A 24241-nucleotide genomic window follows, 5' to 3' on the forward strand; every position below is an offset into this window, starting at 1 on the left:
TTATAGATTCTCGTTACCATCTGCATTTTGTTCATCTATTGTTATAGGAATTTGGTGACTACATGATTGACGTTCAACCAATTTATGTGGAATGATAATGCGCTTGGTCGGTTCTGTTCTATTTTCGATTTTTTGAATTAAACTCCTGGATGCTTGATATCCTAGTTCAAAAATATTAATATCAATGGAAGTTAAGGGTGGTTTTGACATTTCTGATAAAAGGACATTATTAAAGCTAACGACAGAGATTTCTTCTGGAACCCTGATTCCCAGCTCATCTAATGTGCTCAGTACACCTAGTGCCATTAAGTCGTCAACCACTGCGAGCGAAGTGGGGCGTTGTTCAAGCGCCATTAATTCACTCACCGCTTCTTGACCACCTTCCCGAAGAAATTCTTCATGAAGGATGTATTCATTTTTTATGGGAATGTTTGCCTTTTTTAAAGCCTGCTTATACCCATTCAAACGGTCAACTGTAACCATTAGCTCTAGACTTCCGCCAATAAAAGCGATTTTCCGATGTCCATGGTCAATTAAGTATTCAGTAGCCTCTCTCATTGCACGAACATTATCATTATCAACATGTGTAATTTCTTCTGCATCTTTAGAAGGTTTTCCAATTACAACAAAAGGAAAATCCCTTTCTCTTAAATACGAAATGGCTTTATCCTCCACCTTGGAATTAAGAAGAATCATTCCATCTACTCGTTTTCCCTGAACCATGTGGATGACTGCTTCAAATATTTCCTCGTCTGATTTTCCAGTCGTCATATGCATGGCATATTTTTTATTATGGGCACTTTCACTGATTCCCTGTAACACCATTGAAAAAAAAGGATTCTGAAACACCACATCACCAGAGCTCGGCATGACAAGCCCGATTGTTTGGGTAGATTGAATGGCAAGGCTTCTGGCATTTTGGTTAGGATGATACCCTAGCTGCTCCATTGCCTTTTTAACTTTTCGTTTCGTTGCTTCGCTGATTCGCGAATTATTGGCAATTACTCTTGAAACAGTTGATGGGGCGACATCTGCAAGCTTTGCCACATCCTTAATGGTAACAGCCATTTTCTTCTCCCCTCTCATTCAAAGTTCATTGATTCTTACTACTAATTTTAGAATAATAGAGACGCTTATTTTTGCATATTCCAACATTTGCGAAAACGATTGCACATTCCACTCTTTATTATAAAGGCTTTATAATCAGTTATACAGCTAAAAAATAAGAGACCTCTCGATTTCAATAACCATATATCAGAAAATTAAGATTTTATTTCCAATTTTCTATTGAATTGCGCTGAGAAATAGATATAATAAGTTTTGAAAACGATTGCGCAAACGTTTGCACAATACAACAGCCTCCTATGCATTTTACATACGATTTTTGTGCAATTTCATGCAAACGGTTTCCTAGATTACTAGGTAAGGGAAAGGAGATTTTTCATGAAGAGAAAGCAGAAATCACTTCTGTCACTTGTTACAGTAGTTGGACTAATTCTTCAATTATTTTCTGGACTTGTGACAAGTCAAACAGCCAAAGCGGCAGAAACAGAACCAAAGCAGGTTGTACTTGTTGGCAGTCTGCAGGCAGTTTTAGGGAATTCAGGAGATTGGGATCCATCCTCTTCCAAAACGCAAATGGCTTACCAAGGAAATGGTTTGTATAGCTTTACCGGCACACTGCCGGCAGGAGCATACGAGTACAAAATCGCCATTGGAGGAAGCTGGAATGAAAATTACGGAGACGGCGGCGCGCCTGGCGGAAACAACATTAAACTAACTCTGACCGAACAAAAAGAAGTCACCTTCTACTACAATGACACTACCCATGCCATTGCTGACAGTACCCATTATACACTTTTGGCAGAAGACAAGATGCCTCGTTTAGTTGGAAGCATTCAACCTGCCATTAAGGCAGGGTCTGCCTGGAGTCCGGCAGACTCAACAGCGTTAATGGAGGACACCCATTTTGACAACATCTATTCCTTTACTGCAAAGGTACCTAGAGGCAGCTACGAATACAAGATTGTATTGGGAAAGGACTGGACGGAATCCTACCCTGCTTCAAATGAGAAGATAAATGTACTCTCTGATACGACAATCACATTTTTCTATAACAACCAAACAAAAGAAGTTTATTCAGATTATAAAACTATTGGATCTGATGGCATGATAGATAAGAATGCTCTTTATCATGATTCATGGGACCAAGTATACCGGACGCCGTTTGGGGCAATTCCTGCAGGGAAACCCGTCACATTACGAGTATCGGCAAAAAAGGGTGACCTAACAAGTGCCAGCCTGTATGTGAAAAACTATAATACAGGCACAATAAAGGTGCTTTCAATGAAAAATGCAGGCTGGACAGACACAAAGGACAAAGGTGCCATTGAGTTCTGGGAAGCCACCTTTACACCGTCTGACAAAGGAGTTCACGGCTATAAATTCATTGCCGGGGATCAGGATACAACAGTGGAATACGGAGAAGACACACAGGATGGACATACCGGTAAAGCGGAGGATAAAAATGCAGGACTCTTCCAATTGACTGTTTTCGACCCGGGCTATCAAACACCGGATTGGATGAAGGAAGCTGTTGTTTATCAAATCTATCCTGATCGTTTTTATAACGGCAACAAAGCAAATGACCATGTAAAGGATCAGATTGGAGCCCGAGGCAGCCAGCCAATAGAACATCCCGACTCCTGGTCATCCTTGCCTGATAATCCATATGAACAAGGCACTGGCTCCTACACAGGGGACGGTGAATTTACAAACGACTTCTTTGGCGGCGACATTGCTGGTATTAAGGCGAAGCTTGATTACCTTCAATCACTTGGCGTCAATACCCTATATTTAAACCCAATTGCACTTGCACCGTCCAACCATAAATATGATGCAACAGACTATAAACAGGTGGATCCGATGTTTGGCTCGGAAAAAGAATTCGAGGATTTCTCCAAGGAATTGTCTAAACGGAACATGCACCTGATTTTAGACGGGGTATTTAATCATGTGGCTGATGATTCCATCTATTTTGACCGCTACCACAAATATAAAACAGTGGGTGCCTATGAATACTGGTCTCGTATTTACGATTTAATGAATGACGAAAAATTGTCTGAAACTGCAGCAAAGGATAAGGCCAAACAGCAACTCATGACTGAAGGACAAACCTTTAGCCCATACGGCTTTGAAAACTGGTTCCATATTGAAAATGTTAAAGTTCCAAATGAAAAAGTCAACGGTGTTTCGACGGGTGAGCATTATAAGTATGAAGGCTGGTGGGGATACGACAGTCTTCCTGTATTCGAATCCGTTAACGGCACAAAGGTTGAACATCCAAGTGAACTTAACAACACAGCATTGGCTAATTATATCTTTTATGACAAGGACTCAGTAGGAAAAACTTGGATTAATCGAGGTTCATCTGGCTGGCGCCTGGATGTCGCTAATGAAGTGGACAGTTCCTTCTGGCAGGAATTCCGCAAACAAATGAAGTCCAAGACTATGATAGGAGCTGGAAAAACACTTCAAAAAGAAGAAGAGCCACTTATTCTAGGTGAAATTTGGGATGATGCATCCAAGTACTTCTTAGGGGATCAATATGACTCAGTCATGAACTATCGTTTCCGCGGAGCCATTTTGGATTACTTAAAGAACGGTAATGCCGCTAATGCACAAAACACACTTCTCGCTATACAGGAGGACTATCCAAAGGAAGCTTTTTATGCCCTCATGAACCTGATGGGATCCCATGATACAGCTCGGGCAATCTTCCTGTTAGGCAATGGAACGGATACGTATTTCAGAGCGGAACAAGATCCGAACTACAAATACGATGAAGGTGTGAAGCGATTGAAGCTGGCTTCTATCCTGCAAATGGGTTACCCTGGAGCACCAACCATTTATTACGGAGATGAAGCGGGTCAAACAGGATCTAAAGACCCAGATGACAGACGCACATATCCGTGGGGGAACGAAAACAAAGACCTCATTGCACACTATCAAAAGATTGGTCAAATCCGCAAGGAAAATGCTGACCTATTCGCTCATGGCGATCTGCACCATATATACGCAAAGGGTGATGTGTTAGCCTATGTCCGGACAAAAGAAACAAAATCCGGCCTTGTCATTATTAACAGAGGGAAAACCACACAAACGGTTGATATCGATACAAAAGTGCTGCTCGCGAATGGTCTTCGTTTTGTGGACCAATTGGACCCTAAATATGTGACTACAACGAAGGATGGCAAGCTGTCATTAACAGTTCCAGCTGAGTCCGGAAGAATGTTAATAACGGTTAATGATGTTAAACAACCACAGCCTGTTAAAGAAGTTACCGGCACAGCTGGTTCTAAGGAGGTTACTTTAAGCTGGACAGGAACAGGTACAAAATACAATGTCTATCAATCTACAGTTTCAGGTGGATTATGGACAAAAGTGAAGGAAACTACAGGTACATCTGTGAACATTTCCGATTTAAATAATGGTCGTACCTACTATTTTACTGTAACGGCCGTAAATGAAAGTGGTAATGAATCTGTACCTGCAGCCCCATCCGGCCTTGTGCCTCATTACGATGCTGCAAAGGCTAGTATTAAGGACCTGACTACATTAGATAACGGGGAACTGAATCTGGTACAGACCTCCAATGTTAAAGCAGCTTTTTACCTGCCAGGCGCGACAGAAACTGGTGCAGCAGAAGGAATCACGGCCGTTCTCCAAGTAAGAATGAAAGGCCAAACCGCTTGGACATCTTACCAAGCTTTGTATAATGGCCAGGCTCAGGGAGACCAGGCAAATGAGTTTCAGGGAGGCTTTACAGCGTATGAGGCGGGCAAATATGAGTACCGAATGGCCTTTACGCCGGATTTAGGGAATACATGGGTTTACTCAATTACTGGTGAAGTGACCTTTTCACACAGCACGTCTGATACTACCCCGCCTGCTAATGATGTAACTTTGGACACTCCGATCAAGGAATCCGGTCAGGTCAACTTGAATTGGAAACTCACGCAGCCGGATCAGCCATTTAAAACGGTCATTTACCGTGACGGCCAAATTCTTTCAACATTGGACGGCAGCGCCGCCACCTTCCGTGATTATCAGGTGGCAAATGGAACTGCCTACCAATATCAAGTGCGTGTCTATGACCAGGCTGGAAACCATGTAGAATCTAACAAGGTACGTGTAACCCCTGAAATTGTTATGGTACAAGTAACCTTTAAGGTTCATGCACCGGATTATACAGCTTTAGCAGCGCAGGTAAATATACCTGGCAGCTTGAATGGTTGGAATACTAGTGCCTGGTCTATGAGCCGTAATGGCGCTGTGACACCTGATTGGGAATACACAGTGGAGCTTGAAGAAGGAACTGAGCTAACGTATAAATATACGAGGGATAATACTTGGGATCATGAAGGGTTAGCAGATCATACGCCATCAGATCATTCGGATGACGATATCAGTAAATACGGCTATGGTGCCGAAGGAACCGATATGAAAATTGTGGTCACCAACCAAGGGAACAACAAAATGGTTGTACAGGATACCATTCTGCGCTGGATTGATATGCCGCTGACAGTCAGCCAAATCGATGTCAATGGATCAACTATGACTATAAAGGGGAATGCCATTAAGGGAGCTGACCTCACTATCAATGGGGAAAAAGTGACAGTCGGAAATGATATGAATTTCACTCAATCCTTTACCCTTCAAGCAGATCAGACACAAGTACCTGTTCACATTGAACCAAATGATACAACCAAGTCCAACATCTTTAAAGGGGACGGCGGTTCCATCAACAAGAATACAAAGAATTATGTAATCGATGTCCTTACAAAAACGATAAGCGAGACCAAATAAGTTGGAATTTAAAAGGTTTGCCGGGATCATGGCAGACCTTTTTTCCAATTAACTTTTTCTACATACATGACGAATTTAATAACTTTTTATCAACTTATCCTTAAAACCGATTACTTCCTCATGGGTCGGTATGGAAGAAATGGCGCCTACTTTCGTACAAACCATTGCTCCCACTTTATTACTAAAGAAAATGATTTGTTTCAGTTGTTCGAAGTCTTTTAAAACTCTCTTTGGTTCTGTTGTTCTAGCCAACTGGTAAAGTGTTGCGCCTACGAATGCATCACCCGCACCGGTAGAATCGATAGAATCTACTTTTATACTTGGAACCAGCTCCATATTTTGCCCATTAGAAATCATCGTTCCTTCTTTTCCTAAAGTAACCGCAACGACTAATGCTCCCAGTTGATGTAGAACTTCGATTCCATCACTCAACTCTTTCATGCCAGAGATAATTTCTAATTCCTCATCGCTTACTTTTACAAAATCAGCGATAGCGATTCCCTTTTGCGCTAACTCTACAAATTGGTCTCTTCCCCCTTTCCAAAGGTCAATTCGATAGTTAGGGTCAAATGAGATAAATTTACCTTCTTCCTTTGCCGCTTCCATAACACTTAGATAAGTAGATTGAAAGGGATCCGTTAATAAAGCAGTCGCTGATCCAAAGTGAAGAATACCCGCATCCATGATTCTATTTTTATCAAGATCATTTTCCGTTAAGAAGGCATCGGCCCCACGATTAAAGACAAAATCTCTTTCGCCATTTGCTTTTAATGACACAAATGCTAGCGTGGTTGGATGCTCATCATCGAGAACCAGCATCGAGGTATCAACATTCACTTCGTCTAAAGTATTTTTTAAAAAATACCCGAACGGATCTTTGCCAACTTTCCCACTGAAGAGGGCACTGCCCCCTAGTTTCACAATCGTTGCACACACATTGGCGGGAGCTCCCCCTGCCTGTTTTTCAAAATGTTGCCCTGTAACTAAATCGATGTCTACATCTGTGCAGAAAAAATCAATTAATAATTCGCCGATACAAATGACGGATGTATTGGTCTTCATTTCCTCTCACTCTTCCTTTCTTCTAAAATCATTCTTCTTGCAAAAACAAAACTCTAACTCGATATATTCGATTAGAGCTTTGTTGAATAGTTTAATTACTTCTCCCAAATGGATTCTAGTTCTGTTAATTTCAATGAGGATACCCAGGTGTTTCCTTCCTCTGAAAATAAAACAAGCTGCTCAAATAGTTGATTCGGAAAGATTAAGCTCGTCAAAGCAACCTTTCCATCATTGACCAGTACCTCTACCGATGAAGCATCGATCATGATTTGAAAATTGAGTCTGTTATTCTCCATTTTAACAGGAGCTTCTTGGATAGCTGGGAATGATTCTGAAAAAGTATTATCGCCCGCGCTGGTTCTGTCGACTGCTACTAGTTCCTTTTCGGCATCATAACGAATCACTGTCCTTTCGTCCTCAGAACCTTGTAATACAAGACCAAAGGAATTAGACGTTTGTTTTTCAAACTCTAGATTCACTTCCAATAATGAACTCATCATATGAAAAGTAATAGGTTTGTTTGACTCAATCGTTAGATTTTGATAAACCTTAGAATCTTTTCGAATTGAATCAATTTCTGAAACCACTTTTTGAACTAAGCGCACCCCATCGTCACTCGCGGTTAACGATAATGTACGAGGTAAAGTCATCGCACTGCGCCATTCTTCCGTTGGTACTTGGTTTGCATAGCGCCAGTTACTCATCCAGCCAATATAAATTCTTCTGCCATCGTGTGAAGGGATATCTGACCAGCTGACACCAGCATAATTATCCCGCCCATAATCTACCCAAAGGACCGTTTCATCGTGATGATCATTTACAAATGTGGAACCATCAAAATCACCAATAAAATACTGGGTTCTTGACCCTTCTTTAAATTCCGGGTTATCACCAATGCTGACAAACATGACCCACTTTTGCTTGTTTTCGTCACCATCTACTGGCAAACGAAACAGGTCGGGACATTCCCAAACGCCATCATGTGAACCAGCCTGATGGCCAAATTCACTAGCAAACTCCCATTCTTTTAGGTTAGCAGATGTATAGATGGTTACGGTTTGCCCCGTTGATAAAACCATCACCCATTTATTCGTTTCATCATGCCAAAATACTTTTGGATCACGGTAATCGGTTATGTTGACATCAGACAGGACTGGATTTCCTTCGTATTTCGTCCATGTCCTGCCATTGTCGTCACTATAGGCGAGACTTTGACGCTGACGCGGCCGTTCGGAGTTTGGATAGGTATCGGCACTTGTATAAATGGCAACTAACCCTAGTTCATCCTGAAAAAAACCTGATGTGTTATTCCAATCAACGACTGCACTTCCTGAGAAAATAGCTCCATGCTCATCTGGATAAAGTGCGATGGGCAGCTGTTCCCAATGAATTAAATCCTTACTAACGGCATGGCCCCAGTGCATGGGTCCCCAAGTTGTACCAAACGGATGGTACTGGTAAAAAAGGTGATATTCATCATTAAAAAAGACCATTCCGTTCGGGTCGTTCATCCATTTTTCTTCAGGTGAAAAATGAAATTGCGGCCGATGTTTTTCAATATATCGTTGTTTCATTCGGTTTCACTCCTTTGTTATTTTACATTCGAATAAGGCTGTACGAATGCTTGCACTGTACAGCCTCAGCCAAAACTTTAATCTATTATTTCGTTGCTCTATCGTATCCTGCTTGTTTGATTTTTATCCAATCTTGTAACCCCAAGCGGTCTAATTCTTTCACATATCCATCCCACTCTTTTTCCACTTTGCCATTTTGAATCCATTCCGCACGTTTTCTCATCACAAAAGCAAACATATCTGTTTCAATGGTAGTAAGTTTGTCACTATCCTCTAATGAGAAGAATACTCTTGGATAAATATTTTCTGCAGTCATATGCGGTACCATAACATCCTTCATTAGCCCTAATCTCCATGCTGCATCATCTGGCTTCGTGGTAACTTTTCCATAATACTCATCTAAAATCGCTAATGGCCCGCCGACATTTGTTTTTTGTCTTAATTCTACTGGCGCAGAACCTTCTAATGGTAAATGTTTTAGCATTCCTGCCGCTTCATCCAATTCAAAGATGTTTTGCTGCGTTTTATCGCCATATGTTCCCCAGTTGTTTTGTACAGATTGTTTTGGTTCATATAATTGATCGATCCATTTTGCTGTCAATTCAATATTTTTATCTGCACTTGTAATAACCATTCGACCTCGATCAAAGCCCATTCCATTGGTTCTAGCTACATTCACATGACCATCAGGACCAGCCAGTGGCTTCATTAAGTCATACTTGTCATTCATTCCGGTAATATTAGCTTTATCCCAAGTAAAATATAAACCATAACGATTATCTTTACCTTTTGCTAGATACGTATTCCAATCTTGTTCAAACGCTTCCACATCGAGTAGGCCTTCTTTATATAACTCATTGAGGAATTTTATCCCCTCTTTATAGCCTTTGTCTGAGGCAGTAAAGGTGACTTTCCCATCATTGCTTACAACCGTATGGTCCCAGTTTTCCCCAAGGCCAAATGAACCAAATAAGAACGCTAAATCTTCCCCGCCTGCTTGCTTACCAATAAACGACATTGGGATTTCATCAGCTTTTCCATTACCATTTGGATCTTTTGTTTTAAAAGCGATCAATACTTGCTTTAATTCTTCAGTTGTTGTCGGCATTTTCAAACCTAATTTGTTTAACCATTCGACATTGATCCATGGGAAATCATCGACGGAGTGAATACTTTCTTTCCCTGAACCTAACTCCTCAATCCATGGAAAGGAATAAATATGTCCATCCGGAGCCGTCATCATCGCCTTATATTCAGGTGCAGCCTCGAGGACCTTTTGTAAGTTAGGCATGTACTTCTCAATTAAATCTTCTACTGGAATAATCGCCCCATCTTTTGCTAGTTTTAATAGATCATGGTCATTAAAACCTGCATCTAAGATCGCATCCGGTAAATCACCGCTCGCCATTACGAGGTTCCTTTTTTCAATAAAAGCATCTGAGGTGTAGTTTTTCCACTTAATATGAACTCCAGATTGATCTTCTAAACGCTTATAAATCAATTTTTTATTAGGGTCAGCCGGCGCTAATGGCGAGCTTTGGGTCATAAAATTCAATGTCACTTTTTCCTTTAAAGGAAAAGAAATATCCTTTAGTTTGTATTCTTTGGATGATGCTGTTTCACTTTTGCTGTTGTTACTGCAACCCGAAACTAGTAAGATCGTAGCAAGTGAGGCAGCCATAACTTTTTTTACATTTTTCATATACTTATCCTCCTAAATGTTATGTGTAAGCATTTACAAGTAAATCTATTAAATTGGCTCATTATTTCAATGAGCCCGCCATTACACCTTTTTCAAAATATTTTTGGAAGAATGGATACATGACCATTAGCGGCAGACTGGAAATGACAATGGATGAGTATTTAATCATTTCTGAGAGCTTTTTAAGTTCAGCCATTGCCTGCTGATCACTAATCATTCCCGGCCCCGCTTGATTTTGGATTAATATCGATCTCAAAACTAATTGTAATGGGTGTAAATTTGGATCTTCGAGATATATCATTGCATCAAAGTAAGAGTTCCATTGACCAACAAACGCATACATCGCCAAGACGAAGATGATTGGTTTTGAAAGCGGCAAAACAATTTTAAAGAAAATTAATAGATCTGAGGCTCCATCCACTTTTGCTGCTTCATGCAATTCGTATGGAATTCCTTTGAAATACGTCCTTGCCAGGATAATATTCCAAACATTAACAGCCCCAGGTAGTAAAATCGCCCAGGGGGTGTTTAACATCCCGAGGTCTTTTACAACTAGGTAAGTAGGGATAAGCCCGCCACCGAAAAACATAGTGATCATAAATAGTGTCATGAAGAAGTTTTTTCCGACAAAACCATTTACCGATAACGGGTAGGCCGCGAAAATGCAGACCACAACAGTGACAATCGCAAATCCTACCGAATATAGAATCGAATTGATAAAGCCTCGTACCATTGCATCATTGGATAAAATCAGCTGATACCCTTTAAAACTCCATTCTGAAAAATTGAATGAAATCCCTTTATTTAATAGAACCGTTGGATCCATGAATGAGGCAAGGACGACATAAACCAAGGGCACTAACACGACTAATACAGCGATGCATAGAAAGATATTATTAAAGCCTAATATGATTCGGTCTATGCGGGTGTGCTTAATATTCATATCAAGACTCCTTTTTCGTTAATATAAACCTTCTCCTTCGTTTAATTTCTTCACGATTTTATTTACAACAAATAATAGAATGACGTTTATGACTGAATTAAATAGGCCAACTGCTGTCGAATAAGCATAATCACCTGACTGCAACCCTACCTTATAGACATACGTAGGCAGGATTTCTGATGAAGGTAAATTCATTGAGGTTTGCATCAAATATGCCTTTTCAAAGCCAATCGACATAATCCCTCCCGCTGCCAAAATAAAGGTCACGGCCATTAATGGCTTCAGTGTCGGCAAATCGATATGGATCATTCTTTGAAGAATATTTGCTCCATCAATTGTTGCTGCATTGTGCAATTCAGGGTCCACATTGGCTAAAGCGGCAACGTAGATAATCGATGACCAGCCTGCAGCCTGCCAAATGCCAGAGATGATATAGATTGACCGGAAGTAATCTGGATTTGACATGAACATTAGCGGTTTTCCTGTTATGAAACTAACAAGGTGATTGATGGGACCTGTTGGTGATAGGAAAATGAACACCATACCCACGATTACAACTACCGAAATAAAGTTTGGTGCATAGAGCACAAGTTGAATATTCTTTTTAACAGCTGCCCTGCGTAGTTGATTTAGCATTAACGCAAGGATGATTGGGACTGGAAATCCTATAATTAGTCCAAAAAAACTAAGTTTAAGCGTATTCATAAAAATGTCAGCAAAATTTGGTGAAGATAAGAATTTGGTGAAATTTTCTACTCCCACCCAATCGCTTCCTAATATCCCTTTGATCGTACTAAAATCTTTAAAGGCAATAACGGCTCCATACATGGGGATGTATTTAAAGATGATAGTTAGAATAACAGCTGGTGCGATAAGCAAATAAAGATGGTAGTTTTTGATGATATAATCGATTTTGCTTTTCAATTTCGATACTGCTTTCTTTTCAGATGGGATTTTTAAAGCGGTTTCTTTTTGGGTATTTACTAATTCTTGCAATCTTTTAACCTCCTATCTATATTGGTTTATCTGGTTCTAACTTTAACAAATTTGAAAAAGGGAAGAGTTTAATATCTTTGGAAACGGAGGTTTAAAATTTTCGGCAGTTGAAAACGATTGCATTAGGTCAGAGGAAAAATTAACAAAGTATTCACGCATTTCGTCTGTTAATTTTTGTATGATGAATATGGAGTTTTGAAAATGAGAGAGGATGTGGGAAATGCCTTTTAAAGCCCGAACAGTCCCAGTTGATTTAATCAAACTACGAATTTTACACAACCGAATGAATCTTTCACACGAGGAGAAGCGGTATTATTTATACCAAGAAAAAGGTTTTGCGGGTGAAGTTCAGTTTGATTTGTTAACAGAGAAGATTAGGAGTGAGTGTTATATTTTAAATGATTTGGTGCTGAAGATTAATGACACAACATTCCAACTGGATACCACGATCATTTTTCAAAAGACAATTAGCCTTTTTGATGTAAAAAATTCCGAAGGCGATTATTGTTTTCGCAACGGCGTCTTTGAAACGCTCGCTGAAAAGGAAATTAAGAATCCGCTCGATCAGTTGAAGCGCAGCAAATCCTTATTCCGCCAATTCCTCCAAAAGCACGGATATAATCTATTAATTGAGGGAAAGGTTGTTTTTATTAACCCCCGGTTTACCTTATACCAAGCTCCTCTTAACGAACCTATCATTTATCCAACGCAGTTAGACACATTAATGGAAGAATTAAATACAGCTCCTTCGAAATTAACCAACCAGAATAAGAAGCTAGCTGAAAAACTAGTTTCGTTACATGAAAGGGACTCCTCATTTATTAAGGTACCTCCATATGACTATGAGCAACTGAAGAAGGGGATTACTTGCAGAGATTGTGGTTCATTTATGATCACTGTCTTGGGAAAGAATGTTGTGTGTAATGATTGTGGATGCAAAGAGATAGTTGAAGCTGCTGTTTTACGTAATGTGAATGAAATTAAGCTCCTTTTTCCTAATCTGAAAATAACGACCAAGGTTGTGCACGAATGGTGTATGGTGGTTAAGTCTAAGAAAAGAATAAGCAGAATTCTAGAGAGAAATTTTAAAACGGTAGGGGTACGTAATTGGACTTATTACGAGTAATCCTAGGAATCTCTGTGAAAGACATATTTCCTGGTTTTTTATGTGGGTTTGTCCATCGGGCCCTTTGCGATAGACATTTTTCCTGTTCTCTTGGGCCGTTTTGTCCATCGGAATCCTTCCGATAGACCTTTTGCCTGTTCCCTTGTGTGGTTTTGTCCATCGGAACCCTCCCGATAGACATTTTGCCGGTTCTCTTGGCCCGTTTTGTCTATCGGAATCCTTCCGATAGACATTTTGCCTGTTCTCTTGTGTGGTTTTGTCCATCGGATCCCTCCCGATAGACATTTTGCCTGTTCCCTTGTGTGGTTTTGTCCATAGAACCCTTCCGATAGACATTTTGCCTGTTCTCTTGTGTGGTTTTGTCCATCGGAACCCTCCCGATAGACATTTTTCCTGTTCTCTTGGCCCGTTTTGTCCATCGGACCCCCTTCCGATAGATATTTTGCCTGTTCTCTTGGCCGTTTTGTCCATCGCACCCCTCCCGATAGACATTTTGCCTGTTCTCTTTGGCCGATTTGTCCATCGGAACCCTCCCAATAGACATTTTTCCTGTTCTCTTGTGTGGTTTTGTCCATCGGATCCTAAAAACCACCTGAGCCAATAGGGATATCTTATAATAAAAAAATCTCCTCTAGTACCTTAACTAGAGGAGATTCTTACTACTAATTGCCATTATCCTGGATTTATTTGATTTCTTTAAGACCTGTATTGATTTTTTCAACGGCCTCTTTCGCCGCAACCTTTACATCTTTTCCGCCGATTCCAACATCCTCAAATAATCTTCTGATGGCATCACTGACAACCGGATAAGCAGGAGTAACCGGGCGGTTCTTTGAATATTTTTGGCTTTGCTGTACAAATATGTTTTTAGGATATTCGTTCAACTCTGGGAAATCTTTTGCGACAGAGTATCGGGCAGGGATATCACCGGTAATGGTTACATACTTTTTCACACCTTGATATCCAGTGACATATTTGATAAACTTCCATGCCTCCTGTGGGTGTTTTGACTTTGATGTGATGCCAAGCGCCCATCCGCCATTGGGAACAAACTGATACTTACCCTTTGGCAGGGGAGTTACTCCAAAATCTTCTCCCAGTTTGAACTCAGGATGATTTTTTTCCAAATCTGTCAGTGTCCAAGAGCCAAGCACAGTCATTGCCAGCTTCCCTTCTTCAAAGGCACCACCAGGTATTTCTATCGAAGCAACACCATATTTATGATACAAGTTCTGGTAAAATCGCAGAGCATCTATTGCTTCTTTTGAATCTAAAAAGCTGCTTGCAGTAGTTCCATCAGGACTTAAAACATTAGCCCCAAACTGCCAAAGGAGTGGTGTTTTAAAATAAGCAGGAGATTCTCCATCATTAAATCCCTGAGCTGGGTCTATTCCAATTACTCCTTTAGCAGGATTATTTACTTTCTTAGCAATCTCCAATACCTCATCCCATGTTAAAGGGTTATTGGGATTTGTTGGTGGATCTGGGATTCCAGCCGCCTTTAGTAAATGTCGATTGTAATATAATGCAATACTTGACTCGACAATCGGGGCGAGATAAATTTGTCCCTTATAACTTAATCCTTTTAAAGTAGAGTCAGGGATATCATCGATCTTCCCCTCTTTTCTCATGAAAGGGTCGATTGATAATAACGAACCCGTATTTGCATACAGACCGAGCGTAGGACTGTCAATGGTCAAAATATCCGGAGGGTTCCCCGCGGCAAGTTCCGTTCGCAACCTGATTTCATAATCACTATAGGGAATCGACTTCATATTCACCAAAATATTAGGGTTAGCTGCTTCAAAAGAAGCAACTAATTCTTCATATGCTTTATTTTCTGCCACATTCCCGCCATTTCGCCAGAACGTCAACTGGATTTGTTCGGAATCCTTTACCGTGTCCCCTTTCTCTTTTTGGCCGCTGCCTGAGAATGTATCAAAAAAGGACAATGCATACACTAAAATACCCATAAGAATCACTGCAAAAATAGTGAACCATTTCTTCATCTACATTCCCTTTCTTTCCTGAAAACTTAGGAATCTATAGCATTACGAAATTCAACCGGTGTTTGTCCCACATGTTTTTTAAAAACTGTACTAAAATAGCCGGAGTTAGAAAAGCCAACTAAATTTGCTACATCAATGATTTTAAGCTGCTTGTCTCTCAGAAATTGCTGGGCTTTATCCATTCGTATTTTCACCAGATAATCACTAAAATTCTGACCAACATAATTCTTAAAGGTTTCCGATAAATGAGCACTATTGATATGAAATAGTTCCGATAATAAGGTCAGTGAAATCTCACTGGCATAATGCTGATCCAGATAATTTCGAACACTATCGACGATTAACTTCCCATTTGAAAATCGTGCCAAACGCACCTTTTCAATTATTAATTGGGCTAAGTGAAGGAGGTTTTCAAGCACTTTACTCTGCGAATTAAGCTCCCAAATACTTTGTTGGCAATTCCAAATATTTTTTTGAATATCATTTGTTTCAATATCATATTTTTTGGCAAGTGACCCTAAAAGAAATAACACTCGATTGGCAGCAAACGAAAACGATAATATCGATTGGTTCCCATCTCCTTGTAATAAGGAGTGAATATTTTCTCTAAACGCTTCGAAACTAGCATTTTCAATCGCATTAGTTAACTTTCTCTCAAAATCAGGTGAAAATTCAAACGCTTCCTCTTTCGTTATCGCCGCATCAATCACCTGCGATTGGGAGCCTAGCTGACTTTGGCTCCAAGCAAGCAAACTGGAAATATAACCTGTCTTAAAGTTTGCTAGACCCGTGACAACATTGCCAATTCCAATAACTGTTTCTAAATTCAACAACCTTTTCACATTCCGTTGTAAACTTTCAACTAAATTAGAAGGATTATTTAAATCAATTCGTATTAAAAAATGAACCATATTAGCATAGCTTGGGTCGTAAAAGGAATAAGTTCCTATATGCTCTTTTGAGATTTCCTTACATAGCATTTGAAAAGGAAGCCAGAGTTCTTTTAATCGATTGGGATTACCAAAACTCTCTCGAATTTCCACAGTAACAAATTGGACAACAGCGTTCTTATTGACGAGTTGCTCTAATTGAAGCTGACGTAGTCTCTCGATGACTAAATTAAGCTCCAGCCATTCCTCTTTCACCAAATAAAGCAAGTATTGTTCCTGCACTTCTTGCAGTTGAGATAGAACAAGCTGACGCATCTGCGCCGTTTCAACCTGTTTTTGCCTCTCCGTCTCTATTTCTTTACGGATTTTTTGTAAGGATTCCACTAGTTCATCCGGGGCAACGGGCTTTAATAGATAGTCCTTAACCCCTTCCTTCATGGAACCACGGACCAATTCAAAATCGGAATAACCCGATAATACGATTACTTTAACGTTTGGAAATTCCTGCTGACAGCGTTTAGCCAATTCAAGGCCATCCATAATGGGCATTCTCATATCTGTAAGGACTAGATCAATATCCATTTCCCCAAGCAATTCGAGTGCTTCTTTCCCATTGGAAGCCTCGCCAGCGATTTGAAACCCTTCCTCTTCCCAATCCACTTTCATCCGCAAGCCTTTACGTATTTGAATCTCATCATCCGCTATGATGACCTTCATCATGTATATCACCTCGGTCAAAATTAATACACAATGTAATCCTCGTGCCTACATTTTTTTCAGATTCAATCTTATACGAGAAATCTTGACCGTAGTAAAGCTTTAATCGGCCAAGCACATTTTTTAGCCCAATACTGTTTCCTTTGCTCTCTAAGACACTAATTGCTCCATTCTTTATTTCTTCATTCATTAAATCAGATATCACTTCTTCAGACATGCCAATCCCTTTGTCTTCTAAAATTATCAATACTTGATTGTTAATTTTTTCGGTTTTTATAAAAATATCAGCCGTAGTTTTTTCTATAAAACTATATTTAACGGCATTTTCAACAAGCGGTTGGAGAATGAATTTAATAATAGGAAGATTTTTTGTCTCCGGATCCTCTACAAGATCAATCGTAATTGCATCCTCATATCTCACCTTTAAAATATCTGTATAGCTGCGGATATAGCTGATCTCTTCACCCAATCTCACCACATCATTTTGTGTATTCAAGGAGTACCTCATCATCCGGCCTAAGTAGATACTTACGTTCATAACTTCTTTACTTTTTCCTTGTACGGCTAATCCGCCAATAATTTCAAGTGTATTATTTAAAAAGTGAGGATTGATTTGCAGTAATAAAGCTTTGTATTCCGCATCTTTCCTACGAATGTTCGCTTCATATTCAGTTTCAATTAAATTCTTCAATTGGTCGACAGTATGGTCGAACACTTTTACTACGTAACCAACTTCATCGTTTGACGATTTAATCGTTGGCATAAAGTGTTTGGCTCCTGAAAAATCGCCACGTTCGATAAATTTCATTGCTTTTGCTAGTTTTCCTAACGGGCTGACGATATTAGAAGAAAGCACGAAAGAAGCCACAATCGTTAATAAAAAAACGAGGGCGCTAATTAAAAATAGGTTACGTTGCAGAATATTTACTTTAGAGAATAAGTCAGACTTAGTCACTTCACTGACTAGAATCCAATCACCTACTGCTAACTTTTGAAAAAACACAAAGTATTTTTCGCCTTGATAATCCGTTTCTAATAAACCCTTTTCCTTCTGACTAGTTTTTATTTTATTTAAACTACTTTTCAATACCGATTTAGGGGTATCAATCTTCCCCTCTAACACATTTGCTCCCTGTTGATCTAATAAATATGCATGTCCATTTTTACCAATCGAGATTTTACCTAAGGCTGTTTCTAGCAATGTTGAAGGGAAATTAACCTTTATAAATCCGTAGGAAACAACTGTATTTAAATCAACGAGGGGCAACATATAACTATTACTAGTTCCTTGTGCCGGCATATATGGATCAATATGTGATTTAACAAATCGCTGTTCATTAATAGTAAAGTCTTGAAACCAATCTAGGTTGCGTAAATTGGAATTATTTCCCCATGCTCCTTCACCGTTATTTAAAACGACGGAGATAGACATCCCATTTGAATTGTTCACCATCATCGAAGAAAGCAGCATTTTCAGTTGATTCTTCTGTAACAAGCTCTGTTCTCGTGGTATCTCTTCATCTTTTTTTTCTAACCTTAGCCACTGCTGTGTGGTTTGATTGACTAGGACCTGTTTACCTAAATCCTCCGCCTGGGTTGTAATCGAGTCCGTATACAGCGAGTACTGATCCATCGCTTCTATGGTTAGATCCTGCGTCTGGTCTTCAATAATAGATGTAAACCATCGTGGGATAATAATCGATAAAATGATTAAGGGAATCGTTAACAAACACGTAAATATTATGAATAAGCGATTCCGTAAGGAAAAAAACATGCTATCCCCCCAAACAAAAAAGAAAACCCTTACAATCTATTTCTCAATTAATAAGATTTGGCTATTATTATTTATTCAATTTAACATATCCCCCATCAACTTACCACGGGTGATTTCATTCCAACAAAAAAGCAGAAACCGGAATTCGGATCTGCTTATTTCTGTTTTATATAGGATTCACGATATTCATTGGGGGTAATCCCCTCAACCTTTTTAAATACTTTTCGAAAATATTTGTCGTCTTGATAGCCGATCATATTCGCTATTTCATAGATTTTTAGCTGGCTGTTTTTTAATAAAGATTTCGCCTTTTTCATTCGAAATTTAACAATATAATCGGAGATATTCACATTAAATTCTTGTTTAAATTTTCTCGAGATATACTCTCGGCTAATATAAAAATGATCGGAAATCTCTTGCAGTTTTACCTCGCGATCGAAGTTTGCCTGCAGGTATTTTTCAATTTCATAAATGATGTTGCTATTTTTCTGAAGGGTGCTTTTATTAACCTTTTTCAAAAAGATAGCAATCTCTCGTTTCTTTCTCTTTATATATTCTTCTAACATGAAGGAACCGTTTTCATTGAAAAATAAATCCAGCCTTTTTTGGATATCCTCTATTGCTACATTAGGAAGATGATAATATTTAAACCATCTATTGCTGATGACTAAATATTCATTTTCAACATGGAGCAGCTGTTTTATGGATAGATAGTTTTTTTCAGTAAAATCCGTGGTTATTTGATGAATTACTTCATCGAATGCCTCCATTTTACCGACTTGTACAGCCAAATCGATACTGGAAGAATAGTCCATAAGATTCCTTAATGCATGGTTAGCCGGGGTTTCGTTCACATAGATTCGATTTTCTATCTTATCTAAAATATTTGAATAAGAAAATATCTGTTTAGCATGAAGATAGGAATCCATTAATCTGGCGTTCTTACTCACTAGTTTCCCTAAAGTAATCGGACAAGAGATATTCATCGTACTTTTAAGAGTCTTATAGATTCGATTTAATATTTTTCCAATTTCCGCAAACTTTTTCCAGAAGATAATTAACACTTCGCCTTTACTGGATAAATATCGAAATCCAATTCCTGATTCATTTTCCAGCATGATTTCATTTATGACATTGAGAATCGTATAGTACGCTAAATCACGATCTCCTTGAAATACCTCCATGGTCTTGCCATTAATCCTGACAAGAGCCACTTGATAGTTTTCAGACGGTTGAATTCCGAAACCCTCATATAAATCGCCATTCAGATTATCACTATTCATCAGTTTGGTAAGCTTTCGGTCTCGATAAACAGGCTTCATTTCATTGATTAATTGTGTGCTGCTTTCTTTTCGGGCACGCTCTAGGGCTTCTTTTTTCCATTCATGCACGGCGGTTTCCAAGGTATGATTTAAGATTTCGGGATCAATCGGCTTTAGGAGGTAGTCAGAACTGCCGAAATGAATCGCTTTACGCATGTAATGATAATCATCATAACCTGTCACAACGATGGTTTTGCTGGTAGACTGATTTTCTTTGATCCATTCTAGCAGCAAGACGCCATCCATTTTTGGCATTTTCATATCTGAAAAAATAATCTCTGGCTTATATTTCTGGATGAGAAGGATGGCTTCCTCACCATTTCCTGCTTCATAAATTTCACTAATCCCATTTTGTTCCCACTCACCCAGTATCTTAATTCCTTCACGAACGTGCTTTTCATCATCAACGATTAATGCTTTCATGAATGCTCCACCTCTTTTTGGATAGCCTTTGGAAACTGAACAGTAACCGTAAATCCGCATCCTTCAATACTATGAATCGACATATGTGCTTGATTATTGTAATAAATTTGTAAGCGGTCATAAATATTTTTTAACCCAATCGTTTCTCTTTGCTCGCCTTCTCTTAATGCACCATTTAATAATTCCTGCCTGATTTTTTCCAACTGTTGACCATTTACGCCTATTCCATTGTCTCTTACCGTAATGCAAACCATCCCGTCCTCTTGCAGCTGACCGTCAATTTGAATGGATGCGTTATCGATTTGCTGGTCAAATCCATGCTTAAAGGAATTTTCTACAATAGGCTGCAAGATCATTTTCGGAATGTGTATTTCTTGGACTTCCTTTGAAATAGTTAAATCAAATTCAAACTGCTCATCAAAACGTTGTTTTTGTAATAATAAATATGCTTTTACATGCATTACCTCCGAATGAACCGGGACAATATCTTCCTTCATATCCATGCTGTATCGCATGATTTTCGATAATGAAGTGAGTAATGAATAAACAGGAGCAGCCTTAGATTTTAACGCTAAGGTCCCAATCGATTGAAGGGCATTATATAAGAAATGCGGGTTAATCTGCGAGCGTAATACTCTCAGTTGTGATTCTTTGTTTTCAATTGCGAGTTTGTATTCTCTCTCGATTAAATCATTGATTTTAGCGATCATTAATTTGAAATGTCTTCCCAACATCCCCATTTCATCGTTACCTAACGAGTCAAAGTCCGCCTCAAATATACCTTGTTCAACCTTTTTCATGTTATCTATTAATACTTTAATCGGTGCTGTAATCTTAAAAGAAACAAACATCGTAGCGATGAATACAAATACGAGCGTCACAATCCCAATGACAATATTAATTAGGGCTGTTTCCCTAGCACTTTGATAGAGAACACGGTAGGGAATCCGTTTAACAATATACCAATTCTTATAAGGAGCGGAGAACTTATCATAGACAATCACACCATTGAATTGCTGATCCTTCCATTCCGTACTTTTACTAGAGACAGGCTCCTTCTTTACAAACTCAAACCACTTTTCCTTATTTTCCTTGCCAATCATCGTTTCATTGGAGGAATAGATAATCGCCCCATTTTCATCCATAATATACAAGTCTTCCATATTCTTTGTAAATAATCGACCAGCAATCGCACTTATTTTTGAAAGATTAATATCAATCGACAAAAATCCTAACATCTTATCAGAAGGAACGTCACGAAGGATGTTATGAAAGCTAAGGACATTTTTCTTTTCCGAGTTTGGTATGACGGAAATATTGTTATAGCTGTACATTTCATGTGGTGGTTCGATGAGTGAAAAGCCGTCATAGCGAGTTAGCTTGGAATAATAGGGATGCGACAAAATACTTTCATATTTACCTCTTCCGCTTATTCTTGAATGATAATTCGTATACGAATCTTTTCCTATATCAATATAGAGATGCATTTGTTCAATCTCTGGCCGGGTATTAAATAAATAGGCAAGAGCACGGCGAACTTCTTCCTGTTTGTTATTTAAATTGTCTGAAAGACCATCCCTCATCACATTCATAAAGGGTGTATATCGATAAAGTACGGACGACATCTGAGCGACATCTTCTAGATAAACCGTAAGTTCTTCCTCCCCTTTTACAATTAGGTCATGATTGGTCGAAACAAAACGTTCATTGAGAGAGGTGGTTGTTTGATAATATGTAATCGCGATTGAGCTTCCAAAAGGCAGGACTGTTACAAGCATTAAAAATATAATCAGCTTTTTACGTATACCCCATTGCATAGACATCTTGGTTAGTTACCAAAGAACTAACTTTCCTCCACTTAATGAATTTTCTCTATTGTAACAACATTTTCTATCCATTCCTATGGCATTTATTGACTTGTCATCTATTTGGACTGTTCAATATATTCCACCCTACTGGTCAATGTAAGCCGTTTCATAATTTTCTAGATTCTCTAAAATGTAATTATGGAGGTGCAGGTTATGAATAGCCAAAGTAAGTTGGAAAAAGTAGAAACCCCCGTCTTAGAAGTTCACAGAAGCGCAGCGGTTTCGAAGTCAGTTTCCTTAAATAAACACAAGAAACTGAAAGATGCAGGATTATTTGCACTATTTGTGGGACCAGTTTTGCTAGCTTTTACCCTGATTGTTCTGATTCCTTTTTTTACAGGTATTTATTATGCCTTTACAGACTGGAACGGGATCACGGGAGCGGTCAAATGGGTGGGCTTGGACAACTTTAAGTACATCTTTACCGAGGACAAGCAATTCCAAGATTCCTTCAAACTCACCACGAAATATACGGTTGTTGCGATCCTTTTAACAAATGTAATTGGGTTTGGATTAGCATTACTTGTCACACAAATGCTAAAGACAAGAAATATCTTACGAACCGTTTTCTTCATGCCAAACTTGATCGGCGGCCTTTTATTAGGTTTTATCTGGCAATTCATTTTTGTAAAGGGTTTTGCTTCGATTGGACAGTTAACAAAGATTCCCCTTTTTGAAATGGCTTGGTTAGGAGATGCGAATACCGCCTTCTGGGGAATTGTGATTGTCAGTGTTTGGCAAGGTGCAGGCTATATTATGATTATCTATATCGCTGCACTGCAAAACGTTCCTCAAGAATTAATTGAAGCAGCGAAAATAGACGGAGCTAATAGATGGCAGATTCTTCGCCACATAACCATGCCACTCGTTGCACCGGCGGTTACTATCTGTTTATTTTTAACTACTGCCTCATCCTTTAAAGTCTTTGATGCAAACCTGTCATTGACAAATGGCGGTCCTTTTAAGTCTACTGAAATGTTAGCACTAAACATTTATACAGAAGCCTTTGTGAATAACCGTTACGGAATTGGCGAGGCAAAAGCACTGATATTCTTCCTTGTCGTCGCAGCCATTTCCATCATTCAAGTGACGTATTCGAAGAAAAAGGAGGTCGAGTCCTAATGGGAAACAGGTATACAGGAAAAACTTTTATAATGGAGATTCTTGCCATCCTGCTTGGTCTAGCCTTTTTAGTCCCTTTCTATTATGTGATTTCAAACTCCTTGAAACCTTTCGCAGATATTTTATCTAACACCTCAGCCTTGCCGAAGGTTCTGGAGCTTCAGAACTATGTGAGTGCTTTCGAAAAATTGAACTATCTTAAAGTATTTTCAAACTCTTTAATTGTTACTGTTGTCAGTAATGTAGTTCTTGTCATCTTTTGTTCGATGGCAGCCTATATGCTGGTTCGAACAAGGAAGAAAATTAGCCATGTGATTTTCATGATATTTGTGGCAGCGATGATCATTCCGTTTCAATCGATCATGATTCCGCTTATCAAAACAGCCAGTACTTTTGGACTTTTAAATAGCGTATGGGGCCTTGTCATCATGTATCTAGGCTTTGGCTCAGGGATGACCATTTTCTTGTATCACGGATTTATTAAAGGGATTCCAGTTGAACTTGAAGAGGCAGCTATCATCGATGGCTGTTCAAGGTTTGGCGTGTTTTGGAGAATTGTCTTTCCATTATTAAAACCAATTACAGTGACCATTGTGATTTTAAATAGCTTATGGATTTGGAATGACTTCTTATTACCATCACTTGTGCTTCAGGATCCGGAGTTAAAAACGATTCCTTTAGCAACGTTCTCCTTCTTTGGACAGTATACAAAGCAATGGGATTTGGCATTAGCTGCCTTAGTCATGGGCATTATTCCATTATTAATCTTCTTTTTTGCGATGCAAAAACACATTATTAAAGGAATTACTAGTGGCTCTATCAAGTAGAAAATATACCATAGGAAC

Annotated in this window: 16 protein-coding genes; 4 read left to right on the top strand and 12 right to left on the bottom strand. The window is 39.0% G+C overall.

The genetic code is table 11. The features are described from left to right. Window positions 1-1068 (bottom strand): LacI family DNA-binding transcriptional regulator, encoded by a 1068-nt coding sequence (locus tag ACE198_RS16290; RefSeq protein ID WP_375376250.1) that lies wholly within the window; start codon window positions 1066-1068, stop codon window positions 1-3. Window positions 1069-1443: 375 nt separating this feature from the next. Between ACE198_RS16290 and ACE198_RS16295 the strand changes: the two genes are divergently transcribed. Beyond that, window positions 1444-5868 carry a pullulanase X25 domain-containing protein gene (locus ACE198_RS16295; RefSeq protein ID WP_375376251.1) on the top strand — a complete coding sequence of 1475 codons (4425 nt, stop codon included), beginning with the start codon at window positions 1444-1446 and terminating at the stop codon, window positions 5866-5868. Window positions 5869-5943: 75 nt separating this feature from the next. On the opposite strand, the gene ACE198_RS16300 is transcribed toward ACE198_RS16295, so the two are convergent. From ACE198_RS16300 to ACE198_RS16320, 5 genes are all read right to left on the bottom strand, one after another. Then, window positions 5944-6930: a carbohydrate kinase family protein gene (locus tag ACE198_RS16300; protein WP_098575831.1), complete on the bottom strand. Its 987-nt coding sequence runs from the start codon at window positions 6928-6930 to the stop codon at window positions 5944-5946. Window positions 6931-7025: 95 nt separating this feature from the next. Next, window positions 7026-8504 carry a glycoside hydrolase family 32 protein gene (locus ACE198_RS16305; protein ID WP_375376252.1) on the bottom strand — a complete coding sequence of 493 codons (1479 nt, stop codon included), beginning with the start codon at window positions 8502-8504 and terminating at the stop codon, window positions 7026-7028. A gap of 85 nt (window positions 8505-8589) precedes the next feature. Continuing rightward, the gene (locus ACE198_RS16310; RefSeq protein ID WP_375376253.1) at window positions 8590-10206 is read right to left on the bottom strand and encodes an ABC transporter substrate-binding protein; all 1617 of its coding nucleotides are present in this window, start codon (window positions 10204-10206) and stop codon (window positions 8590-8592) included. 61 nt (window positions 10207-10267) lie between these two features. Next, window positions 10268-11149: a carbohydrate ABC transporter permease gene (locus ACE198_RS16315; RefSeq protein ID WP_098575834.1), complete on the bottom strand. Its 882-nt coding sequence runs from the start codon at window positions 11147-11149 to the stop codon at window positions 10268-10270. A gap of 18 nt (window positions 11150-11167) precedes the next feature. Beyond that, window positions 11168-12103: an ABC transporter permease gene (locus ACE198_RS16320; RefSeq protein ID WP_375376283.1), complete on the bottom strand. Its 936-nt coding sequence runs from the start codon at window positions 12101-12103 to the stop codon at window positions 11168-11170. Window positions 12104-12365: 262 nt separating this feature from the next. Here ACE198_RS16320 and ACE198_RS16325 point away from each other — a divergent pair, with 262 nt between their 5' ends. Next, window positions 12366-13271, top strand: a complete 906-nt coding sequence (locus tag ACE198_RS16325; RefSeq protein WP_375376254.1) for a nuclease-related domain-containing protein — start codon at window positions 12366-12368, stop codon at window positions 13269-13271. 38 nt (window positions 13272-13309) lie between these two features. Here the strand turns inward: ACE198_RS16325 and ACE198_RS16330 are convergent, their stop codons facing one another. The 6 genes from ACE198_RS16330 to ACE198_RS16355 all read right to left on the bottom strand — a co-directional run bounded on the left by ACE198_RS16330 (window position 13310) and on the right by ACE198_RS16355 (window position 22229). Further along, the gene (locus tag ACE198_RS16330; RefSeq protein WP_375376255.1) at window positions 13310-13846 is read right to left on the bottom strand and encodes a hypothetical protein; all 537 of its coding nucleotides are present in this window, start codon (window positions 13844-13846) and stop codon (window positions 13310-13312) included. Between the two features lie 108 nt (window positions 13847-13954). Next, entirely contained in the window at window positions 13955-15280 is a 1326-nt protein-coding gene (locus ACE198_RS16335) for an ABC transporter substrate-binding protein (protein WP_375376256.1), read from the bottom strand. Between the two features lie 26 nt (window positions 15281-15306). Next, on the bottom strand, window positions 15307-16887 hold the full coding sequence (locus tag ACE198_RS16340) for a response regulator transcription factor (RefSeq protein ID WP_098575839.1): 1581 nt from the start codon (window positions 16885-16887) through the stop codon (window positions 15307-15309). Next, on the bottom strand, window positions 16865-18661 hold the full coding sequence (locus ACE198_RS16345) for a sensor histidine kinase (protein WP_098575840.1): 1797 nt from the start codon (window positions 18659-18661) through the stop codon (window positions 16865-16867). Before ACE198_RS16345 ends, ACE198_RS16340 begins: the two co-directional genes overlap by 23 nt. A gap of 155 nt (window positions 18662-18816) precedes the next feature. Next, complete coding sequence (locus ACE198_RS16350; protein ID WP_375376257.1) at window positions 18817-20406, bottom strand: response regulator transcription factor; 1590 nt, start codon at window positions 20404-20406, stop codon at window positions 18817-18819. Beyond that, the gene (locus ACE198_RS16355; protein ID WP_375376258.1) at window positions 20403-22229 is read right to left on the bottom strand and encodes a sensor histidine kinase; all 1827 of its coding nucleotides are present in this window, start codon (window positions 22227-22229) and stop codon (window positions 20403-20405) included. Before ACE198_RS16355 ends, ACE198_RS16350 begins: the two co-directional genes overlap by 4 nt. 198 nt (window positions 22230-22427) lie before the next feature. Here ACE198_RS16355 and ACE198_RS16360 point away from each other — a divergent pair, with 198 nt between their 5' ends. Then, window positions 22428-23396 carry a carbohydrate ABC transporter permease gene (locus tag ACE198_RS16360; RefSeq protein WP_098575843.1) on the top strand — a complete coding sequence of 323 codons (969 nt, stop codon included), beginning with the start codon at window positions 22428-22430 and terminating at the stop codon, window positions 23394-23396. Then, window positions 23396-24223: a carbohydrate ABC transporter permease gene (locus ACE198_RS16365; RefSeq protein WP_098575844.1), complete on the top strand. Its 828-nt coding sequence runs from the start codon at window positions 23396-23398 to the stop codon at window positions 24221-24223. Before ACE198_RS16360 ends, ACE198_RS16365 begins: the two co-directional genes overlap by 1 nt. Window positions 24224-24241: the final 18 nt, after the last annotated feature.

The organism is Neobacillus sp. KR4-4 (assembly GCF_042136325.1).
In the GTDB taxonomy this organism is placed as follows: Bacteria; Bacillota; Bacilli; order Bacillales; family Cytobacillaceae; genus Neobacillus.